The sequence below is a fragment of the Luteibacter anthropi genome (assembly GCF_011759365.1).
Taxonomy (GTDB): domain Bacteria; phylum Pseudomonadota; class Gammaproteobacteria; order Xanthomonadales; family Rhodanobacteraceae; genus Luteibacter; species Luteibacter anthropi.
Genome location: NZ_JAARLZ010000009.1, coordinates 193,531 through 211,304 on the forward strand (window position 1 = coordinate 193,531; position 17,774 = coordinate 211,304).

The 17,774-nt window shown below is 63.4% G+C and carries 10 protein-coding genes; 5 read left to right on the forward strand and 5 right to left on the reverse strand.

The annotated features are described in order from the left end of the window. The first annotated feature begins 256 nt into the window (after positions 1 to 256). The 5 genes from mnmG to HBF25_RS16700 all read left to right on the forward strand — a co-directional run bounded on the left by mnmG (position 257) and on the right by HBF25_RS16700 (position 8,438). Positions 257 to 2,131, forward strand: a complete 1,875-nt coding sequence (gene mnmG, locus HBF25_RS16680) for a tRNA uridine-5-carboxymethylaminomethyl(34) synthesis enzyme MnmG (RefSeq protein WP_166950354.1) — start codon at positions 257 to 259, stop codon at positions 2,129 to 2,131. A gap of 221 nt (positions 2,132 to 2,352) precedes the next feature. Further along, positions 2,353 to 3,132 (forward strand): RDD family protein, encoded by a 780-nt coding sequence (locus tag HBF25_RS16685; protein ID WP_166950356.1) that lies wholly within the window; start codon positions 2,353 to 2,355, stop codon positions 3,130 to 3,132. A gap of 101 nt (positions 3,133 to 3,233) precedes the next feature. Then, complete coding sequence (locus tag HBF25_RS16690; protein ID WP_166950357.1) at positions 3,234 to 5,567, forward strand: Tex family protein; 2,334 nt, start codon at positions 3,234 to 3,236, stop codon at positions 5,565 to 5,567. A 202-nt stretch (positions 5,568 to 5,769) separates the two neighbouring features. Further along, positions 5,770 to 7,566, forward strand: coding sequence for an autotransporter domain-containing protein (locus HBF25_RS16695; protein ID WP_166950359.1), 1,797 nt, complete (start codon positions 5,770 to 5,772; stop codon positions 7,564 to 7,566). Positions 7,567 to 7,841: 275 nt separating this feature from the next. After that, positions 7,842 to 8,438, forward strand: a complete 597-nt coding sequence (locus tag HBF25_RS16700; RefSeq protein WP_166950360.1) for a hypothetical protein — start codon at positions 7,842 to 7,844, stop codon at positions 8,436 to 8,438. Between the two features lie 91 nt (positions 8,439 to 8,529). Here the strand turns inward: HBF25_RS16700 and HBF25_RS16705 are convergent, their stop codons facing one another. The 5 genes from HBF25_RS16705 to HBF25_RS16725 all read right to left on the reverse strand — a co-directional run bounded on the left by HBF25_RS16705 (position 8,530) and on the right by HBF25_RS16725 (position 17,556). Next, positions 8,530 to 8,853 carry a hypothetical protein gene (locus HBF25_RS16705; protein WP_166950362.1) on the reverse strand — a complete coding sequence of 108 codons (324 nt, stop codon included), beginning with the start codon at positions 8,851 to 8,853 and terminating at the stop codon, positions 8,530 to 8,532. 216 nt (positions 8,854 to 9,069) lie between these two features. Beyond that, positions 9,070 to 9,636, reverse strand: a complete 567-nt coding sequence (locus tag HBF25_RS16710; protein ID WP_166950364.1) for a TetR/AcrR family transcriptional regulator — start codon at positions 9,634 to 9,636, stop codon at positions 9,070 to 9,072. Positions 9,637 to 9,784: 148 nt separating this feature from the next. Continuing rightward, on the reverse strand, positions 9,785 to 10,633 hold the full coding sequence (locus tag HBF25_RS16715) for a DUF1481 domain-containing protein (RefSeq protein WP_166950366.1): 849 nt from the start codon (positions 10,631 to 10,633) through the stop codon (positions 9,785 to 9,787). A gap of 347 nt (positions 10,634 to 10,980) precedes the next feature. Next, on the reverse strand, positions 10,981 to 14,034 hold the full coding sequence (locus tag HBF25_RS16720) for a TonB-dependent receptor (RefSeq protein ID WP_166950368.1): 3,054 nt from the start codon (positions 14,032 to 14,034) through the stop codon (positions 10,981 to 10,983). 477 nt (positions 14,035 to 14,511) lie between these two features. Further along, positions 14,512 to 17,556 carry a TonB-dependent receptor gene (locus tag HBF25_RS16725; protein ID WP_166950370.1) on the reverse strand — a complete coding sequence of 1,015 codons (3,045 nt, stop codon included), beginning with the start codon at positions 17,554 to 17,556 and terminating at the stop codon, positions 14,512 to 14,514. Positions 17,557 to 17,774: the final 218 nt, after the last annotated feature.

Consider the following 17,774-nt stretch of genomic DNA (forward strand, 5'->3'; position numbering starts at 1 on the left):
GCCGGGCGCCAGATCTCATTCTTCGAACCGAATGAGGCGTCCCTGCCCTCATTCCGCTTCCTTCGCCCGGCACGCGACCAAACCCCTGTCGTTCGGCCTCGGCGCGCGGATATCGCGCAGCGTCTGCCCGTGCGAAGTGCGTGATTTCTCAAGCATGAGTCATGCCAGTATCCGGCAAGCGCCTTCACAAGCATGGTCTGCGCCCGATCCGCGGCCCGCGTAAACTAGCCTCCCGGCCCACGCCCGAATCCTTTCCATGCTGCATCAAGAAACCTACGACGTGATCGTGGTCGGTGGCGGTCACGCCGGTACCGAGGCTGCACTTGCCTCCGCCCGTGCCGGCGCCCGCACCCTGCTGCTGAGCCACAACATCGAAACCATCGGCCAGATGAGTTGCAACCCCGCCATCGGTGGGATCGGCAAGGGCCACCTGGTCAAGGAAATCGATGCCCTGGGCGGCGCCATGGGCCGCGCCGCCGATCGCGCCGGCATCCAGTGGCGCACCCTCAATGCCTCCAAGGGCCCGGCCGTGCGTGCCACCCGCTGCCAGGCCGACCGCGCCCTGTACAAGGCGGCGATCCGCTCCATGGTGGAAACCCAGCCCAACCTGTGGCTGTTCCAGCAGGCCGTGGACGACCTGATCCTCTCCGGCGAGCGCGTCACGGGCGTGCGCACGCAGATGGGCCTCGACTTTCATGCGCGGGCCGTGGTGCTCACGGCGGGCACCTTCCTCGCGGGCAAGATCCATATCGGTCCGGCGCAGTACGCGGGCGGCCGCGCGGGCGACCCGCCTGCCTCCACGCTCGCCGCGCGCCTGCGCGAACTGCCCGTGGCGGCCGATCGTCTCAAGACCGGCACGCCGCCGCGCATCGACAGCCGCAGCATCGATTTCTCGAAACTGGAAGAGCAGCCCGGCGACGATCCGATGCCGCACTTCTCTTTCATGGGTTCGGCAGCCGATCATCCGCGCCAGGTCAGCTGCTGGATCACGCACACGAGCGAGATCACCCATGAGCTGATCCGGGGCTCGCTGGATCGCTCGCCGCTCTACAGCGGCCAGATCGAAGGCGTGGGTCCGCGCTACTGCCCGTCCATTGAGGACAAGGTGGTGCGCTTCGCCGAGAAGACCTCGCACCAGATCTTCGTGGAGCCCGAAGGCCTCGATACGTTCGAGATCTATCCCAACGGCATCTCCACCTCGCTGCCGTTCGATGTGCAGTACGCCCTGGTGCGCTCGATCCCGGGCTTCGAGAATGCGCATATCACGCGCCCCGGCTACGCCATCGAATACGACTACTTCGATCCGCGCGGGCTGCATCCTTGGCTGGAAACGAAGAACATCCCGGGCCTGTACTTCGCCGGACAGATCAACGGCACCACGGGCTATGAAGAAGCCGGCGCCCAGGGCCTCATCGCGGGCATGAACGCCGCGCTGGCCGTGCGTGGCGAAGCGCCGTGGTATCCGCGTCGCGACGAAGCCTATATCGGCGTGCTCATCGACGATCTCACCACCAACGGCACGATTGAGCCCTATCGCATGTTCACTTCGCGCGCGGAATATCGCCTGCATCTGCGCGAGGACAATGCCGACCTGCGACTTACCGCCGAGGGTCATGCCCGTGGCGTGGTGTCGGAAGATCGCTTCCGCCGGCTCGAGACCAAGCGCGAAGCGACGGAACGGGAAACGGCTCGGCTGCGTGGTATCTGGGCAGCGCCGACAAACACGCTGGGTGCGGCCGTGGAGCGTTCGCTGGGCATCGCCGTGAGCCGCGAGACCCATGCCCTCGACCTGCTGCGTCGCCCCGAGCTGGATTACGCACGACTCACCGCCGTGCCCGAACTGGGGCCGCCCGTGGACGACGCCGAAGTCGCCCTGCAGGTGGAAGTGCAGGCGAAGTATTCCGGTTACCTGGAGCGCCAGCGCGACGAGATCGAGCGCCAGCGTCGGCATGAGTCCACGAATATCCCCGAGAGCTTCGACTACGACCGGGTGCGGGGGCTCTCCGCCGAGGTGCTGCTGAAGCTGAAGCATGCCCGTCCGGCGACCATCGGCCAGGCTTCGCGCATCAGTGGCGTGACGCCGGCCGCGATTTCGCTGCTGCTGGTGCACCTGAAGCGCCGCGCCGCCTGACAACACCTGTAGGAGCGCGCCTTGCGCGCGACCGGGGGCATCGGTGCATCCGGTCGCGCGCAAGGCACGCTCCTACAGGTGACTGGGGGCATCGGTACATCCGGTCGCGCGCGAGGCGCGCTCCTGCAGGCATTGGTGCGTCCGGTCGCGGGCGAGGCGCGCTCCTGCATGAGCCTTCTGGCATCATCCACGGCTGTCAGCAAGCTAACGGAAGAACAACCATGCAAGTCTGGATCGGACGCAACGGCGAGCGCTTCGGCCCCTACTCGGAGGACGACATCCGCCAGTGGCTGCGCGACGGCACCTGCCGCCCGGACGAACTGGGCTGGTACGAGGGCATGACCGACTGGCGTCCGCTGGGGGAGCTGTTTCCCGATGTCCGCCCGGAGCCCGCGGCAGCGACAACGCCCCCGCCGCCTGAGCCGCCGCCCTTCTTCGCCGCCGTCAGCGACGAGGTGGTGCCGGAGTACGCCAGCTTCTGGACCCGCGTAGGCGCATGGGTCATCGATTACCTGATCCTCATGCTGCCTTTCACCGTGGTCAGCATGATGATGGGACTGGGCGCGATGATGACCCAGCTCCTGGCCAATTTCGAAAACGACCAGGCCGCCGCCCTCGCCGCCTATGCCGAGGCCGTGCGCCCGGTGAGCTTCGTGCTCGTGGCCGTCGGTTTCATCTATTACACCTTCTTCGAAAGCTCGAAGTGGCAGGCCACGCCGGGCAAGATGGCGCTGGGCATCCGCGTTACCGACACCTCCGGTGCACGCCTTTCGCTCGGCCGGGCTGCCGGCCGCAACGCGATCCGCCTGGTCAACGTGCTGAGCTCGATCGTGCCCTTCGCGTTCTACATCGTCACCGCCTTCACCCAGCGCAGGCAGGGCGTGCATGACCTGCTCGCCGGCACCTACGTGCTGGTCGGCCGCGTGGGTGCGCAGCCCGTTGCGGCACCTGCGGCAGCCCCTACGCCGCGTAACGGCGACAGCGGCAGCTTCGACGCCTGACACCCCGCCCGGCTCCTTCGGGAGCCGGGGTCTTCCCCGCGCTTGCTATCATCGGCGACCCGACCCGACCAACGGCCGGCCGAGCAACGCACAGGAAAGACATGCAGAGCATCGAACAACGTATTGCCCAGGACATCGCCGCCAAGCCCGAACAGGTGCGCGCGGCGGTGGAACTGCTCGACGGCGGCGCCACCGTGCCGTTCATCGCCCGCTACCGCAAGGAAGTGACCGGCGGCCTCGACGACACGCAGCTGCGCCTGCTCGAGGAACGCCTGCGCTACCTGCGCGAACTCGAAGACCGCCGCGCCGCGATTCTCGACAGCATCGTCGAACAGGGCAAGATGACCGACGCCCTCAAGGCCGACATCCTCGCCGCCGACACGAAGGCGCGCCTGGAAGATCTCTACCTGCCCTATAAGCCCAAGCGCCGCACCAAGGCGCAGATAGCGCGTGAAGCGGGCCTTGAGCCGCTGGCCCTGAGCCTGCGCGAGGACCCCACGCAGCAGCCCGACACCGTCGCGGCCAGCTACATTGACGCCGAGAAGGGCGTGGCCGACGTCAAGGCGGCGCTCGATGGCGCCCGCGCCATCCTCATGGAGAGCATCGCCGAAGATGCCGCCCTCGTCGGCGAGCTGCGCGACTGGCTGTGGGACAAGGGCCAGATCCGTGCAGCTGTCGTGGCCGGCAAGGAAAACGAAGGCGCCAAGTTCCGCGATTACTTCGACCACGTCGAACCGGTCTCGAAGATCCCGTCCCACCGCCTGCTCGCGCTCATGCGCGCCCGCAACGAAGGCGTGCTCGAGATCGACCTCAACCCTGCCCTTGATGCCGACCAGGGCCACGCCGAAGGCGAAGGCCGCGTCGCGGCTCGCGCGGGCATCATTGATCGCGGCCGCCCGGCCGACGCCTGGCTGCGCGAGACCGTGCGCCTTACCTGGCGCGTGAAGCTGCACCTGCACCTTACCCTCGACCTGTTCGGGCGCGTGCGCGAGAACGCCGAGGACGAGGCGATCCGCGTGTTTGGCGACAACCTCAAGGACCTCATGCTCGCCGCGCCCGCCGGTGCGAAGACGGTGATGGGCCTCGACCCGGGCATCCGCACGGGCTGCAAGCTGGCCATCGTGGATGCCACCGGCAAGCTGCTGGCCTACGACACCATCTATCCGCACGAACCGCGTAACCAGTGGGACCAGTCCATCGCCCGCATCGCCCAGCTGTGCAAGCAGCACGGCGTGAACCTGCTCGCCATCGGCAACGGCACCGCCTCGCGCGAAACCGACAAGCTGGCCGCCGAAGTGATGCGCAAGCATGCCGACCTCGGCCTGTCCAAGATCGTGGTGAGCGAGGCCGGCGCATCGGTGTACTCGGCGTCCGAACTCGCCGCCCGTGAGTTCCCGGAACTCGACGTCTCCATCCGTGGTGCCGTGTCCATCGCCCGCCGCCTGCAGGATCCGCTGGCCGAGCTGGTGAAGATCGAACCCAAGGCCATCGGCGTGGGCCAGTACCAGCACGACGTGAACCAGGTAAAGCTCGCCCGTGCGCTCGATGCGCGCGTGGAAGACTGCGTGAACGCCGTGGGCGTGGACGTCAACACGGCCTCCGCCCCGCTGCTGGCCCGCGTGGCCGGGCTGTCGGCCAGCGTGGCCGAGAACGTCGTGAAGCATCGCGACGCCAACGGCCCCTTCCCGAGCCGGAAAGACCTGCTCAAGGTGCCGCGTCTGGGCGACAAGGCCTTCGAGCAGTGCGCCGGCTTCCTGCGCATCACCGGCGGCAGCAATCCGCTGGATGCCAGCTCGGTACACCCGGAGGCCTATCCGGTCATCGAGCGCATCCTGAAGCAGTGCGGTCGCGAGGTGAAGCAGATCATCGGCGATACGTCGTTCCTGCGCGGCCTGAAGGCCGAGGACTTCACCGACACCACCTTCGGTGTACCGACCGTGCGCGACATCCTCAAGGAACTGGAAAAGCCCGGCCGCGATCCGCGTCCTGAATTCGTGGCACCGAGCTTTGCCGAGGGCGTGGAAGACCTGAAGGACCTGCGTGTCGGCATGGTGCTGGAAGGCCGCGTCACCAACGTGGCCGCCTTCGGCGCGTTCGTCGATATCGGCGTGCACCAGGACGGCCTCGTCCACGTGTCCGCGCTGTCGCACACCTTCGTCAAGGACCCGCGTGATGCGGTGAAGGCCGGCGACATCGTGAAGGTAAAGGTCATGGAAGTGGACCTGCCCCGCAAGCGCATCGCCCTCAGCATGCGCCTGGACGACGTGCCGGGCGAAGCCCGCAGCGGTCGCCCGGCCCAGCGCGACGAAGCCCCTGCCGGAGGCCGCCGTGGCGGTCCGGGTGGTGGCGGCCGCGGCCCGGCACCGGCCAAGGCCAGCGCCCCGCCGGCCAACAGCGCTTTTGCCGACGCCTTCTCGCGCGCCCTCAAGAAATAAGCGCTTCCGGCAACACCTCGAAATAACTCAAGCCTCTCCCTCCCCGGCCTTGCGCCGGGGAGGACGATGTCAAACGGCCTCATGGTGCCGTCAGGGCCCGTTCTGCCGCCATTTCCAGCTCATATCGCAGCGCAGCATGCGCCCGCGTATGGGTTCCATTACCGTAACGTTTCTCTAACGCCCCCCACACGGAGTGCTTCACATGCGAATTCGCCATCTTGCCGGTGCCATCGGCGCCGCCCTTCTGTTCAGTGCCGGGGCGCACGCCGACGGATACAAGCAGGTCGTCTCGTTCGGCGACAGCCTCAGCGACAACGGCAACCTGTCGATCATCTCCGGCTCGCCGGTGGTCACCCGCTTCACCACGAACCCGGGCACCGTCGCGGTCGAGAACATCGCGAAGTACTTCAACCTGCAGCTGACCCCGTCGCTCCAGGGCGGCACGGACTACGCCTTCGGTGGCGCACGCGCCGCGCTCGCCAACCCGGTGCCGTCCACCGCCACGCAGATCCAGCAATACCTCGCGTCCACCGGCGGCAAGGCCAACCCGAACGCGCTGTACACCATGTGGATCGGCGCCAACGACCTGCTCGCTGCCGTGTCCAATCCGGCCACCGCGCAGGTGACCGTCGCCACCGCCGCCTCGAACGAAGTGGCCCAGATCCAGGCCCTGCAGGCCGCCGGCGCGAAGACCATCGTCGTCTTCAACCTGCCGGACGTCGGCAAGACCCCGGCCGCCATGTCGCAGGGCGCCGCCGCGTCCGCCGGCCTCACCCAGCTCGCCCAGGTCTACAACGGCATCCTCTCGGGTGGCCTGGCCCAGGCCCAGCGCGGCATCGTGCCGATCGACACCTACACGCTGCTCAACGAAGTCATCGCCAATCCGAAGGCCTATGGCTTCACCAACGTGACCACGCCGGCCTGCACCACCACCAGCTCGATCAGCTGCTCGCCGAACACCCTGCGCGACCCCAATGCCGCCAGCACCTACCTGTTCGCCGACGGCATCCATCCGACCACGGCAGCCCACGCCCTGCTCGGCCAGTACGCCGTGTCCATCATCGAGGCGCCCAAGAAGATCTCGGTGCTCGGCGAAGCCGGCCTGGCCACCAGCGCCGCGCACACTCGCGCGCTGCGCAACCAGATGATGGCCGACAACTTCGGTGCAGATTCGCGTGTGTTCGCTTCGGTGGAATACGGCCAGCAGAAGTTCAAGAGCACCGACAACTCGCCGAAGACCGACAGCGACAACGTCAACCTCACGGTGGGTACGGACGCCAAGGTCGGCGAGAACTACAACATCGGTGCGGCCCTCGGCATCGCCCAGACCAACGCCGATTTCCAGGGCGGTGGCGGCTACAAGATGCAGGACATCGCCGGCTCGCTGTACGCCTTCTACCATAACGGTGGCGGCTATGTGGGCGCGTACACCAGCTTCGGCCAGCTCAGCTTCACCAACATCGATCGTCGCATCGATCTCGGCGCGGCCCGCCGCACCGAGACCGGCAAGACCGACGGCTCGCACGTCGGCGCCGGCCTCACCGGTGGCTGGTGGTTCGGCAACGAAACGCTGAAGACCGGTCCGTTCGTCACCGTCGAGTTCGAGCAGCTGCGCGTGTTCGGCTACACCGAATACGGTGGCACCAGCACCTCGATGCAGTTCGGCAAGCAGACCCGCAACGCCCGCATCGAAACGGCCGGCTGGCGCGTGCAGGGTTCGTGGCAGACGGGCAGCACCACGCTGCACCCGTTCGCCGAAGTCGCCTACAACCACGATGGCCGCGCCGACAAGCGCTTCGTCACCGCAGGCCTCACCGACATGGCCGGTCGCTTCAGCGTCCAGGGCTTCAGCCCGGACAAGACCTGGACCACGGCCGACCTGGGCCTCTCGGCCGACTTCAACCCGCGCTGGAGCGGCTGGGCGAGCTACAGCGGTCGTTTCGGCGACGACACCCAGCGCTACAACAGCCTGAACCTCGGCGTGAAGATGGCGTTCTGACGCCAGCGCATCGCTGATAGCACCCCAGGGAACGCCGGCCTCGCGCCGGCGTTCTTTTTTTTCTGTAGGAGCGCGCCTTGCGCGCGACCGGTTGTCGCGAAAACCATCAACGCATGCACACCTCCGGTCGCGCGCAAGGCGCGCTCCTACAAAAGGTGACCTACCAAAATGGTTGAAAACTCTCCGCCTGGCTGGATACCCTAGGCCCCGGTCGCGGGCGGGCGACCCCAGGGCTCCCGACTTCCCCAAGGGCGCCGCCTATCCAAGGAACCCTCATGCCGACATGGCTCCACGGCGCGCTGACCACCATCCGCGAACACAGCAAGGCCTTCTTCGTTTTCAATGTCGTCTTCTACGGCGTCTTTGCACTGGGCATGGTCGCCAGCCTCTGCCTGCCCGATTTGCAAAGCGCGGCGATGCCCGGCGTGGATGTACTGCTGCCACGCGCGGATCGGCTGAGGATGATGGGCCAGGTCCATGTCTATGGCGCCCCGTGGCTGTCGAGCGCAATCGACAGCGTCATCGACCTGCTGGTGACAGCCGCGTCGTCGCTGCTACCGGAAACGTTCCAGCAGACCTCGTCGTGGACCGCTCTCGTTCCACGCTTCGCTCCCGACATCGACACCTTCATACCCCATTCGCTGACCTTCACCTTCAAGGGCGAGGCGTACGTGCTCGTCGCCTTCGCCATCTACGTCGGTGTGCGGATGTCGCTATGGCCACATCGGTACGGACTGGCCTCCCGAAAAGAAGGACTGACGGCCGGGGCGCATGCCGTGGCGAGGCTTTCGGTCTTCATCGCCGTCGCCGTGCTTTTTGCGTCCGTCTATGAAAGCGTCGGTTCCATTTCGTACCTTTCATTGCCCAGGTAACGCGAGGCAATCCGGATGTGTCGAGATACGCACATCGCACAAAAAACGCCGGCCACAACGCCGGCGTTTTCGATTCAACCGATGACGGAACTCAGGGAATATCCGAGTAGGACCCGTTCAGCAGGGTTCCCGCGCCAGGAATCGGCCATGGCCCGACTTCGCAGGCGGCGCTGGTGCTGCAGAAGTTCTGCTTTACCCAGGGATCGATGCCCGTGGGGTAACCCACCCGCATGGCATCGCCGGTAACGCAGGAGTAGGTCACCGATACCGCGTTGTCGAGATTGGTACTGACTGCCTCCCCCCAGTGCTGTCGTACACCATTGCAGTACAGGATCGACTGACCGATGGCCTGCGTGCCGCTGTAAAATACATAGGTGGTGACAAATTTCGGGAGCGCCTGAGCACTACCTGCCATGAGCATTCCCGTCACGAATATCCCTGCCAGACCTGCAGACAACTTGCGCATGAGTGCCTCCTCTGAGCCGTGGGTGATGGATCAGAAAAAAGGCTAGCGGCATGCTGCTCGCTATGGCGTAGGTGATTGCCAGCAAAGGGTGTAGGCTCTTACCCCAAAAAACCTCAGGAACCACCTACACAAAACCGGCCATACCGTCTCGATGGTAGAGCGGACTCAACGATCCCCTCGCTGATGACCAAGCGCATCCATGGCGGTCTCACTGATGAGGTCGCGCCATTCGCGCTGGAGATCGACCTTTGCGGCAATGAGGGCCGTGATGCCCAGGCCCGAGAACGCACTCGTCACGCGTACCAGTCGTTCCATGCCGCAGGTCGCAGGATCGAGTCCCAGCGCCTCGTAGAAGGTCATGCCCATGGCTTCGAGTTCGGGAGCTGCATCCTTCGGATCAGTGCTCGTCAGCGCTTGCGCAAAGGCAGATACGCCGGGCCATTCATACGTGTAGTCGATCGTGGCCTCTACGACGGCCTTGTCGCGCATGATGCCAACGGGAATATGCTTCACACGGCCGAGCATGGACTTCATGTGCGCGTGTCCACTTGTAAGCGCGGCGTCGTAAATAGCACGCTTGCTGGGAAAGTGGTGCAGCAGCCCTGCTTTGGAGTAACCCACTGCGTCGGCAATCTGCTGGAGCGACGTATTGTCGAAGCCGTGACGCGCAAACAGGGCGGATGCGCAATCAATGATCTCGGCGTCAATGTCGGATCTGGCCGGTCTGGGCATGGCGCGAACTGGTGGATCCCGTACGTGTGAAAGGGCACGATGAAAACATGTCACGCCTAGTATTGCCTATCCGCTTCGCCCCTGGCGAACGCACCATGAAAAACGCCGGCACAAGGCCGGCGTTTTTTGACGATATGGCAGAAGCGGATTACTTCTTGCCACCGGCCTTCGCAAGCATCGCTTCAGCCTGCTTGCGCAGATCGTTCGCCGCGTCGTCGGAGAGCACGTCGGTCTTGCCGTTGGACTCGTTGTCCTTCAGCACGAGCTCGCCGGCATCGTTCCAGCCCGCACGCTCGGTGGAGGTGGGCTTGCCGTCCTTGCTCGGCTTCTTCTCCTGCACGATGACCCACGGCTTGCCATTCTTGTAGGCGTAGTTGGTCGAAGTGAAACCCTTGTCGCCGTAGTCGACCAGCTCGATGACGAACTGGACATCGTTGCCCTTCTTGAAGATCTGCCAGCCGCGCGACTCGCCTTCCTTCAGCGCGGTGCCCTGGGTCACCTTCATGCCGCCAATGTTCTTCTTGACGCTGTTGAAGCCGGCAAGCTCCTTCTCGCCCGGGGTGGCTTCACCCACGAGCTGCACGTTGACGACGTTTTTCGCACCCTTGGTGAGGACCGGGGTCTTCAGCGGAGCGGAGTAATGGCGCTCACCATCCTGCAGCGACACCTCGACAATGTACATGTCGTTCGGGTTCACGTCGGACGGGGTGAAGTCGAGCTGGAACTGCTGCGGAATGGTGACCGGTGCGATGGTCTTCGCAGCGAGCGGCTGCGAACCTTCGGCGGACACGTCGATCAGCTTGATGTCGAGCTTGGCATCGGCGGAGAGGGACTTGCCCGTATCGCGCAGGGTCACGGTACCGGTGACGTTGTTGGCCGGGCCGGAAGCCTCGGGGGAGCTACCACCGGCGGCCTGCTGGCCGTTGCCGGAAGAACCGCCGCAACCGGCAAGGGCCAGCGTGGCCACGGATGCGAGCGACAAGATGAGCCTGCGCATGGGTCGGAACCTCTGTAACGGAAACAAGATGGACTGCGGAGTCACGAAAGGATACGCACGCGCACGGTGTGCCTGTCCTTCCGAGGGGGAATCCCGGAGGATACCGGCAAAATTGGCAAGGGAAAAGTCAAGTGTGAAAAACCCTGCGAAACGCAAAACGCGACAGGGTTGGCAAGCTGGCGGTCAGGTTTGCCGATTTCACTTGAAACCATTTATTTTTTTATAAAAATCAACGATATAAAAGAATAGCCGTCTAAACTATTGCTTATAGCCCAAAAAAAACGCCGCTTCGAAAAGCGGCGTTTCCAGGAGACCATCAGCAACGCAGGACGCTGCTGACCCTACGATCAGAAATCGTACGTGGCGCTCAGGCGAACATAACGCGGGGTCTGGTAGTACGTACCGATGTTGTAGGTGTTCTGCACGGTACCCGGGCTGCCATCGGCTTCGTACGTCGGATCGGTCTGAATCGGCTTGCGCTCGTTCGTGACGTTGAACACGTTGATCGCGAACGCCAGCTTGTGATCCGCGAATTCCGGACGATAGGTGACGGCCAGATCGAGGTTCTTCGTCCACGGCAGGCTCTTGTCGCCCGGATGGGACGGCAAGCCGTTGCAGTAGTGATACGACGAGTTGTAGCCCGCCGGATCCTGATCAAGGTCGCTACCCGGGCCACCGTAGTAACCCAGGCACGACTTCGGTCCGCCGGACAGAATGCGCACCGTACCGGAAACCATCCACTCCGGCGTAATGGCATACGAGCCGTAGGCCTTCAGCTGGTGCTTGCGGTTGTTGGCAAGCAGGCCATTGGCGTTTTCCATCAGCGTCGCCGTATCCCAGTCCTGGGTCTTCGACACGTCGTCCTGGCCGATATCCGACTTCACCTGGCCTTCCGTGTTGCCGTAGCTGCGCGAGAACGTGTAGTCCACGCGAGCCTGCCACTTACCATCGAACGGATGCTCCAGGTACATGTCAAGCGCGTAGTACTTGCGCTTGGCGCCCTGTGCAAAGCCCCAGTCATCCTTGGTCATGTTGACGTCGGTACGGCCGCTGCCATTCACGTTAGCGAAACTGAAGCGGTTGCTCTTGCCAGGATTGAAGATCAGGCAACTGGGGATGACCACGCTCTTGGGATCGAGACCCAGCGATTGCATCTTCTCCTGGACCTTGTCAGCGGAACAGACGTCGTCGATCGCCGCCTGGAGCTTGCGCACCGTGAACTTCGCACCCGTCACCCACTTGTCGCCCAGGGTCTTATCGAAACCGATGATGGCCTCATCCTGGTACTGCGATTTCAGGTTACGTGCTGTAAGGGAAACCGGATCGTTCGCCTGGCCGTACTCGCCGTTGGACGACACCGGGCCAGGACCCAGTGCCTTGAGATCGCGGGGCGAGCCATCGGGGTTGATACCACCGTAGGTGAAGTACTCGTTGGTGAACGTGGACGACGACGCACCGCGGATAGCCACGCTGTTGGGGAGCGCCAGATAGTAGCGACCGAGGTTGCCGTAGACCTTGAGCGACGAATCCCCAAACACATCCCACGCCGCACCGAATCGCGGTGCCCACTGGTTACCGCTGTTCACATAGGAGCGGCCGTGGTTGTTGAAGTTGGTGAAGCGGTCGTTACGGATACCGGCGGTGAACAACACCTTGTCGTTGATCTGCCATTTGTCTTCGAGGTAGTAGGCCTTCTGCTTGACCGACATGCTGGTCGTGGTGACCAGAATGTACTTGCTCACGTAGTAGCCATCACCACCGGGGGCGCCAACACCCAGGCGACGGGAAATCGGCGTATTCGGGGCCGTGGACAGGCCGTAGTACCACGCATAACCCGGCCCACTCATCGACTGACCTTCGTCGTAAGCGTTGTAGGTCATGTTGTCGACGCCGCCGGTCAGGCGATGATCGCCGACCTGCCATTCAAGGTCGGCGCGGAGGCCGTGCGTCTTGCTCTTGGCCCGCGGATCCTTCGAGACATACGTCGGGTTGAAGTTGGTGATCGTCTGGCCGCCGTTGAGGTTCGGATCCTGGTTGTACGAGGTACCCAGGTAAGGAGCACCGTTACCACTGGGATTATTGAAGTAATCCGTCGTGGTGCTCTTGCCGTACGTCGCGCTGAACGTCAGGTCGTCGGTGATGTAGCTGGTGTACTTACCGATCCAGTAGGTGGAGGCGAGCTTGGTGTGGTTGGCCACCGCACCGTAATAGCCGCCCTGGTTACCGGTGGCATAATTGTAGTTGTAATACGTGCCCTGCTCTTCGTCGGTAGACTTGATACCCGTCAACTCGACGATGTTGCTGTCGTTGATGTTCCAGTCGAGCTTGCCGTAGTACTTCGGCAGCTTGTAGGTGTAGTGGTTGTTCGCCTGGATCGCGGACTGCGCGCTATTCGTGGAGAGACCTTCGGTCTTTTCGGCTTCGGCCGCCACGAACATGTACAGCTTGTCCTTGATCAGCGGGCCGCCGGCGTAGCCGCTGACCGTCGTGGTCCACGAGCGGTTGTCCCGGCGATTGCGATAGAGCGTTCCTTCGACCTCAGGATGCTGGTACTCGTAGCCAGGCGGCAGGGAAGCACTGGGGTAATAGATACCCTTCGGATCCTGGCGCAGGAATTTCGGCTCCCACAGGACCTGTGCGCCGAAATGCCAGTCGTTCGTACCGCGCTTGCCCACCTGGCTGATAACGCCGCCGTCAGAACGACCGTACATGGCGCTGTAACCGCCGGTGTAGATTTCCTGCTGGTCGATCGCGCCGTAAGGCAGGCTGACACCACCGAGATTCTTGAGCGGATCGGAGGTGTTGTAACCGTTGATGTAGTAGGCGTTTTCCGTCACGCCCGCACCGCCGAAGGAAACTACACGGCCGAACGCGCCGGAACCCGTCACCACGCCCGGCGCCAGCAATGCAATCGACTCGGCATTGCGGCCAAGCGGCAGCCTCGACAGGGTTTCAGCAGTAACCACCGTACGCGAATCGACCGACGAGACGTCTACCGGAGGCAGGCTGTTGGCCGTCACCGTGACCGAATCCAGCGACTGCGCGCTGGAGGCCGTGGCCGTCGGTGCAAAAGACACTTCCGAACCGGCATTGACGGTGAGGCTGATGTTCTTGCGGGAGTCGACAACCTGGCCATCCTTCATGAGGTTGACCGTGTAGGTTCCCAGAGGCAGGTTACCGGCGCGATAGCGACCCTGCGCATCCACCGGAACCTCGCGGGAGACGCCCGTGCTACCCGTGATCTGGACGGTTCCGCCTGCTGCGCTGGGCACCGTGCCGAAGATCGAACCCGTGGTGGACTGGGCAAGGGCGGCACCCGTGCCGCCGAGACCCACCGCGAGGGCGAACGCCAACGCGGAATGACGCAGGACAGAAGCCTGCCTGTTGATGCGAGAACTCATTGTGCAAATCTCCCCAGATCGGCCCAACGGACCGTAAAAAAACGAGCAAAAACCGACCAAAGGCCGGAAAAAAAGGCCTTGTCGTACACGTTCCCGGGGTTACCTGCGTCGGCGCACACTCCTCCCAGAGTGACGTCGCCCCCATGAGACCTGCTCCCGACAAGCCCATCGACGAGGGTTATCGGAACCGATTTCACATTTCGTGAAATCCTCCGGACACCTTCGCCGAAGCCGAACATAGGCGCATGGGGAATCCGCTGTCAACAAATTATTTACACCGATTACCGCTATTGCAGTGCAGCTAAGCCTCGGTTCTGCAAGGAGGAATGCCCGGCTAGGCGCATGGCTTGTGATTGGAAAAATTTCGAAAATTCATGCAGTTCGAAAAAAATAGCCGCCGGAATCCGGCGGCAATCTGGGGAGTGTGCGACGACCGTCCACGGTCGTCGCACGGATTTCTTCTTCTAATGCGAAAGGTCAGAAGTCGTAGCGTGCCGTCAGGCGAACCGAGCGCGGATCCTGGAAGCTGATCGGACGTCCGTAGGCGTTGTTGAGCTTGGTGTTGTACGTGGACTGCTCGTGGATTTCGGTGATGTTCTGGATCTGCCGGCTGTTGAACACGTTGAACACGTCGACCTGGAAGAGGAACTTGTTGTCGAAATAGGCCGGGCGATAGCCCACGTTGAGATCCAGGCGGAACGACCAGGGCAGCGTACCCTGCGAACCGCGCGGCGTAGCCACCGAATTGGCACCCGTGACGTTGGTGCCCGAGAAGTCGCAGTAGAAGAACGCCGAGCCATAACCCGCCACATAGGAATTCGGATCCGGGTTCAGGCCGATGCAGTTCTTCGGACGACCGGAAGCCGCGATACCCGTGGCACCGAAGGTCCACTCCGGCGTGAGCTGGTAGTAGCCGTAGGCTTTCAGGTAATGGCGGCGATCGTTGGGCAGGTTGCCGTTGGCATGCTCCATGATTTCAGGGTAGTCCCACGACTGGGTCGCCGAGACATCGGACTGGCCGATATCCGAAAGCACGGGTCCTTCGGTGTTGCCGAAGCTATGCGACAGCGTGTAGTCGACACGGCCATACCAGGTGCCGTCGAACGGGTGCTCGAGGAACGTGTCCATGGCGAGGTAGCGACGCTTCGGTTTCGGGAAGCCAAGGTCCCGGGCCGTGAGATGCACCTGCTCCAGCTTGCCGTCACCATCGACGTCCCAGCTCCACGTGCCGCCACGTCCCGGGTTGAACAGGGCGCAGGTGAACAGGAAGTCGTACTGCTTGCCGTTGCGCTTGGCCCAGTCTTCGATGGGACGGTCATCGCAGAAGTCGTCGATGATGTTGCGCAGGTTGCGGTAGGTGAACTTCACGCCCCAGTTGAACGCCGGATTGATCTGCTGCTGCATGCCCAGGATGTACTCGTCCTGGTACTGCGGCTTCAGCGTGGACGACGCCACGCCCTTGGGATCCTTCGGCTGGCCCAGTTCGTTGTTGGTCGAGTAAGGCTTGCCCAACGCTTTCAGGCCCAGTGGTGCACCGCTGGCCGGATCGATGCCCGTATAGGTGAAATACTGGTTCGTGTAGAGCGATGCCGATGCACCACGGATGGCGACGTTGTTGGGCAGCGGCTGATGATAACGACCCGCGTTGGCATAGATCTTCAGCGTGGAATCACCATAGACGTCCCACGACACGCCAAGGCGCGGTGCAAGCTGATGGCGCTGGCTCACATACTGCTGGCCTTCGCCGTTGTAGTTGGTGAACTGTTCGTTGCGCAGGCCGAGCGACAGCAGCCAGCGGTCGGATACCTGCCACGCATCTTCGATGTACTGCGCCGACTGCTTCACCTCCACCGAGGCAAAGGTGTTGAAGACGCGCTTGCGCACATAGTAGCCCTGAGGGCCGTAGCCACCACCGGTCGCGGGAGCCGCCTGGCCGTAGAACGTGCTGATCGGATTGGTCGGGCGGGACGAGCGGCTGTAGAGGTAATACACGCCGCCGGCGTAGCCATTGCTGCCCGAGGTCGACTCGAGATCCTGTCGATCAATACCACCGCGCAGGCTGTGGTCGCCCAGGCGATATTCGAGGTCGAGGCGCCAGCCACGCGTCTTGTCCTTCGCACCCGGCACGCTCGGTACGTAGTTGCTGTACTGCGGGTTGTAAACCAGCGCCGCCGGTGTCGAGGTGTTGTTGGAGCGGGCCACGTACGGGTAATCGGCGCTTGCGCCGCCCGGTGTCACGGTGTGTACGGAGTTGCTGCGCCCATAGAGCGCCGTGACAGTGAAGTTGTCGGTGATGTAACCGGTGTACTTGCCGATGTACACCTCACCGCCGTCCTTCTGCTGGCCGGTATCGGTACGGTCCGTGCCATGCGTGGCACTGGGGTAATCGTAGCTGTAATCGTCGAAGTAGCGCTTGGTCTTGTCGGACAGGCCCGTCAGTTCGACGATGTGGTTGTCCGTGATGTTCCAGTCGGCCTTTGCCAGCCAGCGTGGCGTGTCGTAACGGTAACGATCGTAGTTGTTGCGCGACGCATGCTCGATGTTGCCGGCCGCACTGCCTTCCTGGCGAGTGGCTTCGCCCGTTGCGTAGATGAACAGCTTGTCCTTGATCAGCGGGCCACCGACGTACGCAGCATAGGTGGTACGCCAGGACTTGTTGCTTTCGCGACGCTGGTAGATGGTGCCGTCTTCGTCGTTACCCGTGCGCGGATAGTAGATGTTGCGCGGGTCGCTCTTCAGTCCGATGGGTTCCCAACGCACCTCGGCACCGGCCTTCCACTCGTTGGTGCCGCGCTTGGTAACGATGTTGATCACGCCACCGGTGGAACGGCCGAACTCGGCACCGTAGCCGCCGGTGAGCACCTGCTCCTGGTCGATGGCATCGAAGGGAAGCGAGGAGAAGCCGATCTGGGTCAGCGGATTGGTTACCGCGTAACCATTGATGTAGTAGGCGTTGTCTGAGACCGCCGAGCCACCGAAGCTCGGCACGCCGCCGTAACGCGAATCGCCGGCCACCGCGCCAGGGGTCAGCAGGGCCACCGCCGTCACGTCGCGGGGCACGGGAATGCGCTGCATCTGTGCCGCGGTGAAGACGGTACGCGAGTCCGTGGAGCTCACGTCGATGGTCGGCAGGGCCGAGGCGTTGACGGACACTCCTTCGAGATTGCTGGCATTGGACGCCGCGGCGGCGCCCCCCAGGGACACCTCGGTACCCGCGCCGAGGGTCAGCTGAATGTTGTCCCTCGTTTCGACGGCGGTGCCATTCTGGATAAGGCTTACCTTGTAACGCCCCACGGGCAGCGACGAGGCGCGATAACGCCCATCGGCGCCAGCTTTCACTTCACGCTTGAGACCGGTGTCCGGGCTCTCGATCACGATGGTCGAGCCGGCGGCGGCCTGACCGAAGAGGGTACCGGTGGCATTGGACTGTGCATGTGCGGCCCCCCCGGCCAGCGTCATGCCCAGCGCGACAGCCAGTGCGCTGTGTCGGTAGGTCCAGTGACGATTCTTGCTGACGATCATCAAAGCTCCCCTAAGGGGCGCGTTGCCACGCCCCGGAAATTTGGCAACGGTTTACCCGCCGGGTCGGTGACGATCCCGGGTGGATAAGTGCTTTTTTGTTGAATACCTGACGCCCGCACGCCCGCGTCGGATCACTCCGGCGGTAGCGGGGTCTCCCCTTTCCCCTGTGGGCGATCACCGCAAGAAGCGGTGGCCCGGAGCAAGATATAGCGAACTTC

Bases quoted from the DNA above. Each gene is read 5' to 3' on its own strand.
- mnmG (WP_166950354.1), top strand. From the start codon at position 257: ATGCTGCATCAAGAAACCTACGACGTGATCGTGGTCGGTGGCGGTCAC.
- HBF25_RS16685 (WP_166950356.1), top strand. From the start codon at position 2,353: ATGCAAGTCTGGATCGGACGCAACGGCGAGCGCTTCGGCCCCTACTCG.
- HBF25_RS16690 (WP_166950357.1), top strand. From the start codon at position 3,234: ATGCAGAGCATCGAACAACGTATTGCCCAGGACATCGCCGCCAAGCCC.
- HBF25_RS16695 (WP_166950359.1), top strand. From the start codon at position 5,770: ATGCGAATTCGCCATCTTGCCGGTGCCATCGGCGCCGCCCTTCTGTTC.
- HBF25_RS16700 (WP_166950360.1), top strand. From the start codon at position 7,842: ATGCCGACATGGCTCCACGGCGCGCTGACCACCATCCGCGAACACAGC.
- HBF25_RS16705 (WP_166950362.1), bottom strand. From the start codon at position 8,853: ATGGCAGGTAGTGCTCAGGCGCTCCCGAAATTTGTCACCACCTATGTA.
- HBF25_RS16710 (WP_166950364.1), bottom strand. From the start codon at position 9,636: ATGCCCAGACCGGCCAGATCCGACATTGACGCCGAGATCATTGATTGC.
- HBF25_RS16715 (WP_166950366.1), bottom strand. From the start codon at position 10,633: ATGCGCAGGCTCATCTTGTCGCTCGCATCCGTGGCCACGCTGGCCCTT.
- HBF25_RS16720 (WP_166950368.1), bottom strand. From the start codon at position 14,034: ATGAGTTCTCGCATCAACAGGCAGGCTTCTGTCCTGCGTCATTCCGCG.
- HBF25_RS16725 (WP_166950370.1), bottom strand. From the start codon at position 17,556: ATGATCGTCAGCAAGAATCGTCACTGGACCTACCGACACAGCGCACTG.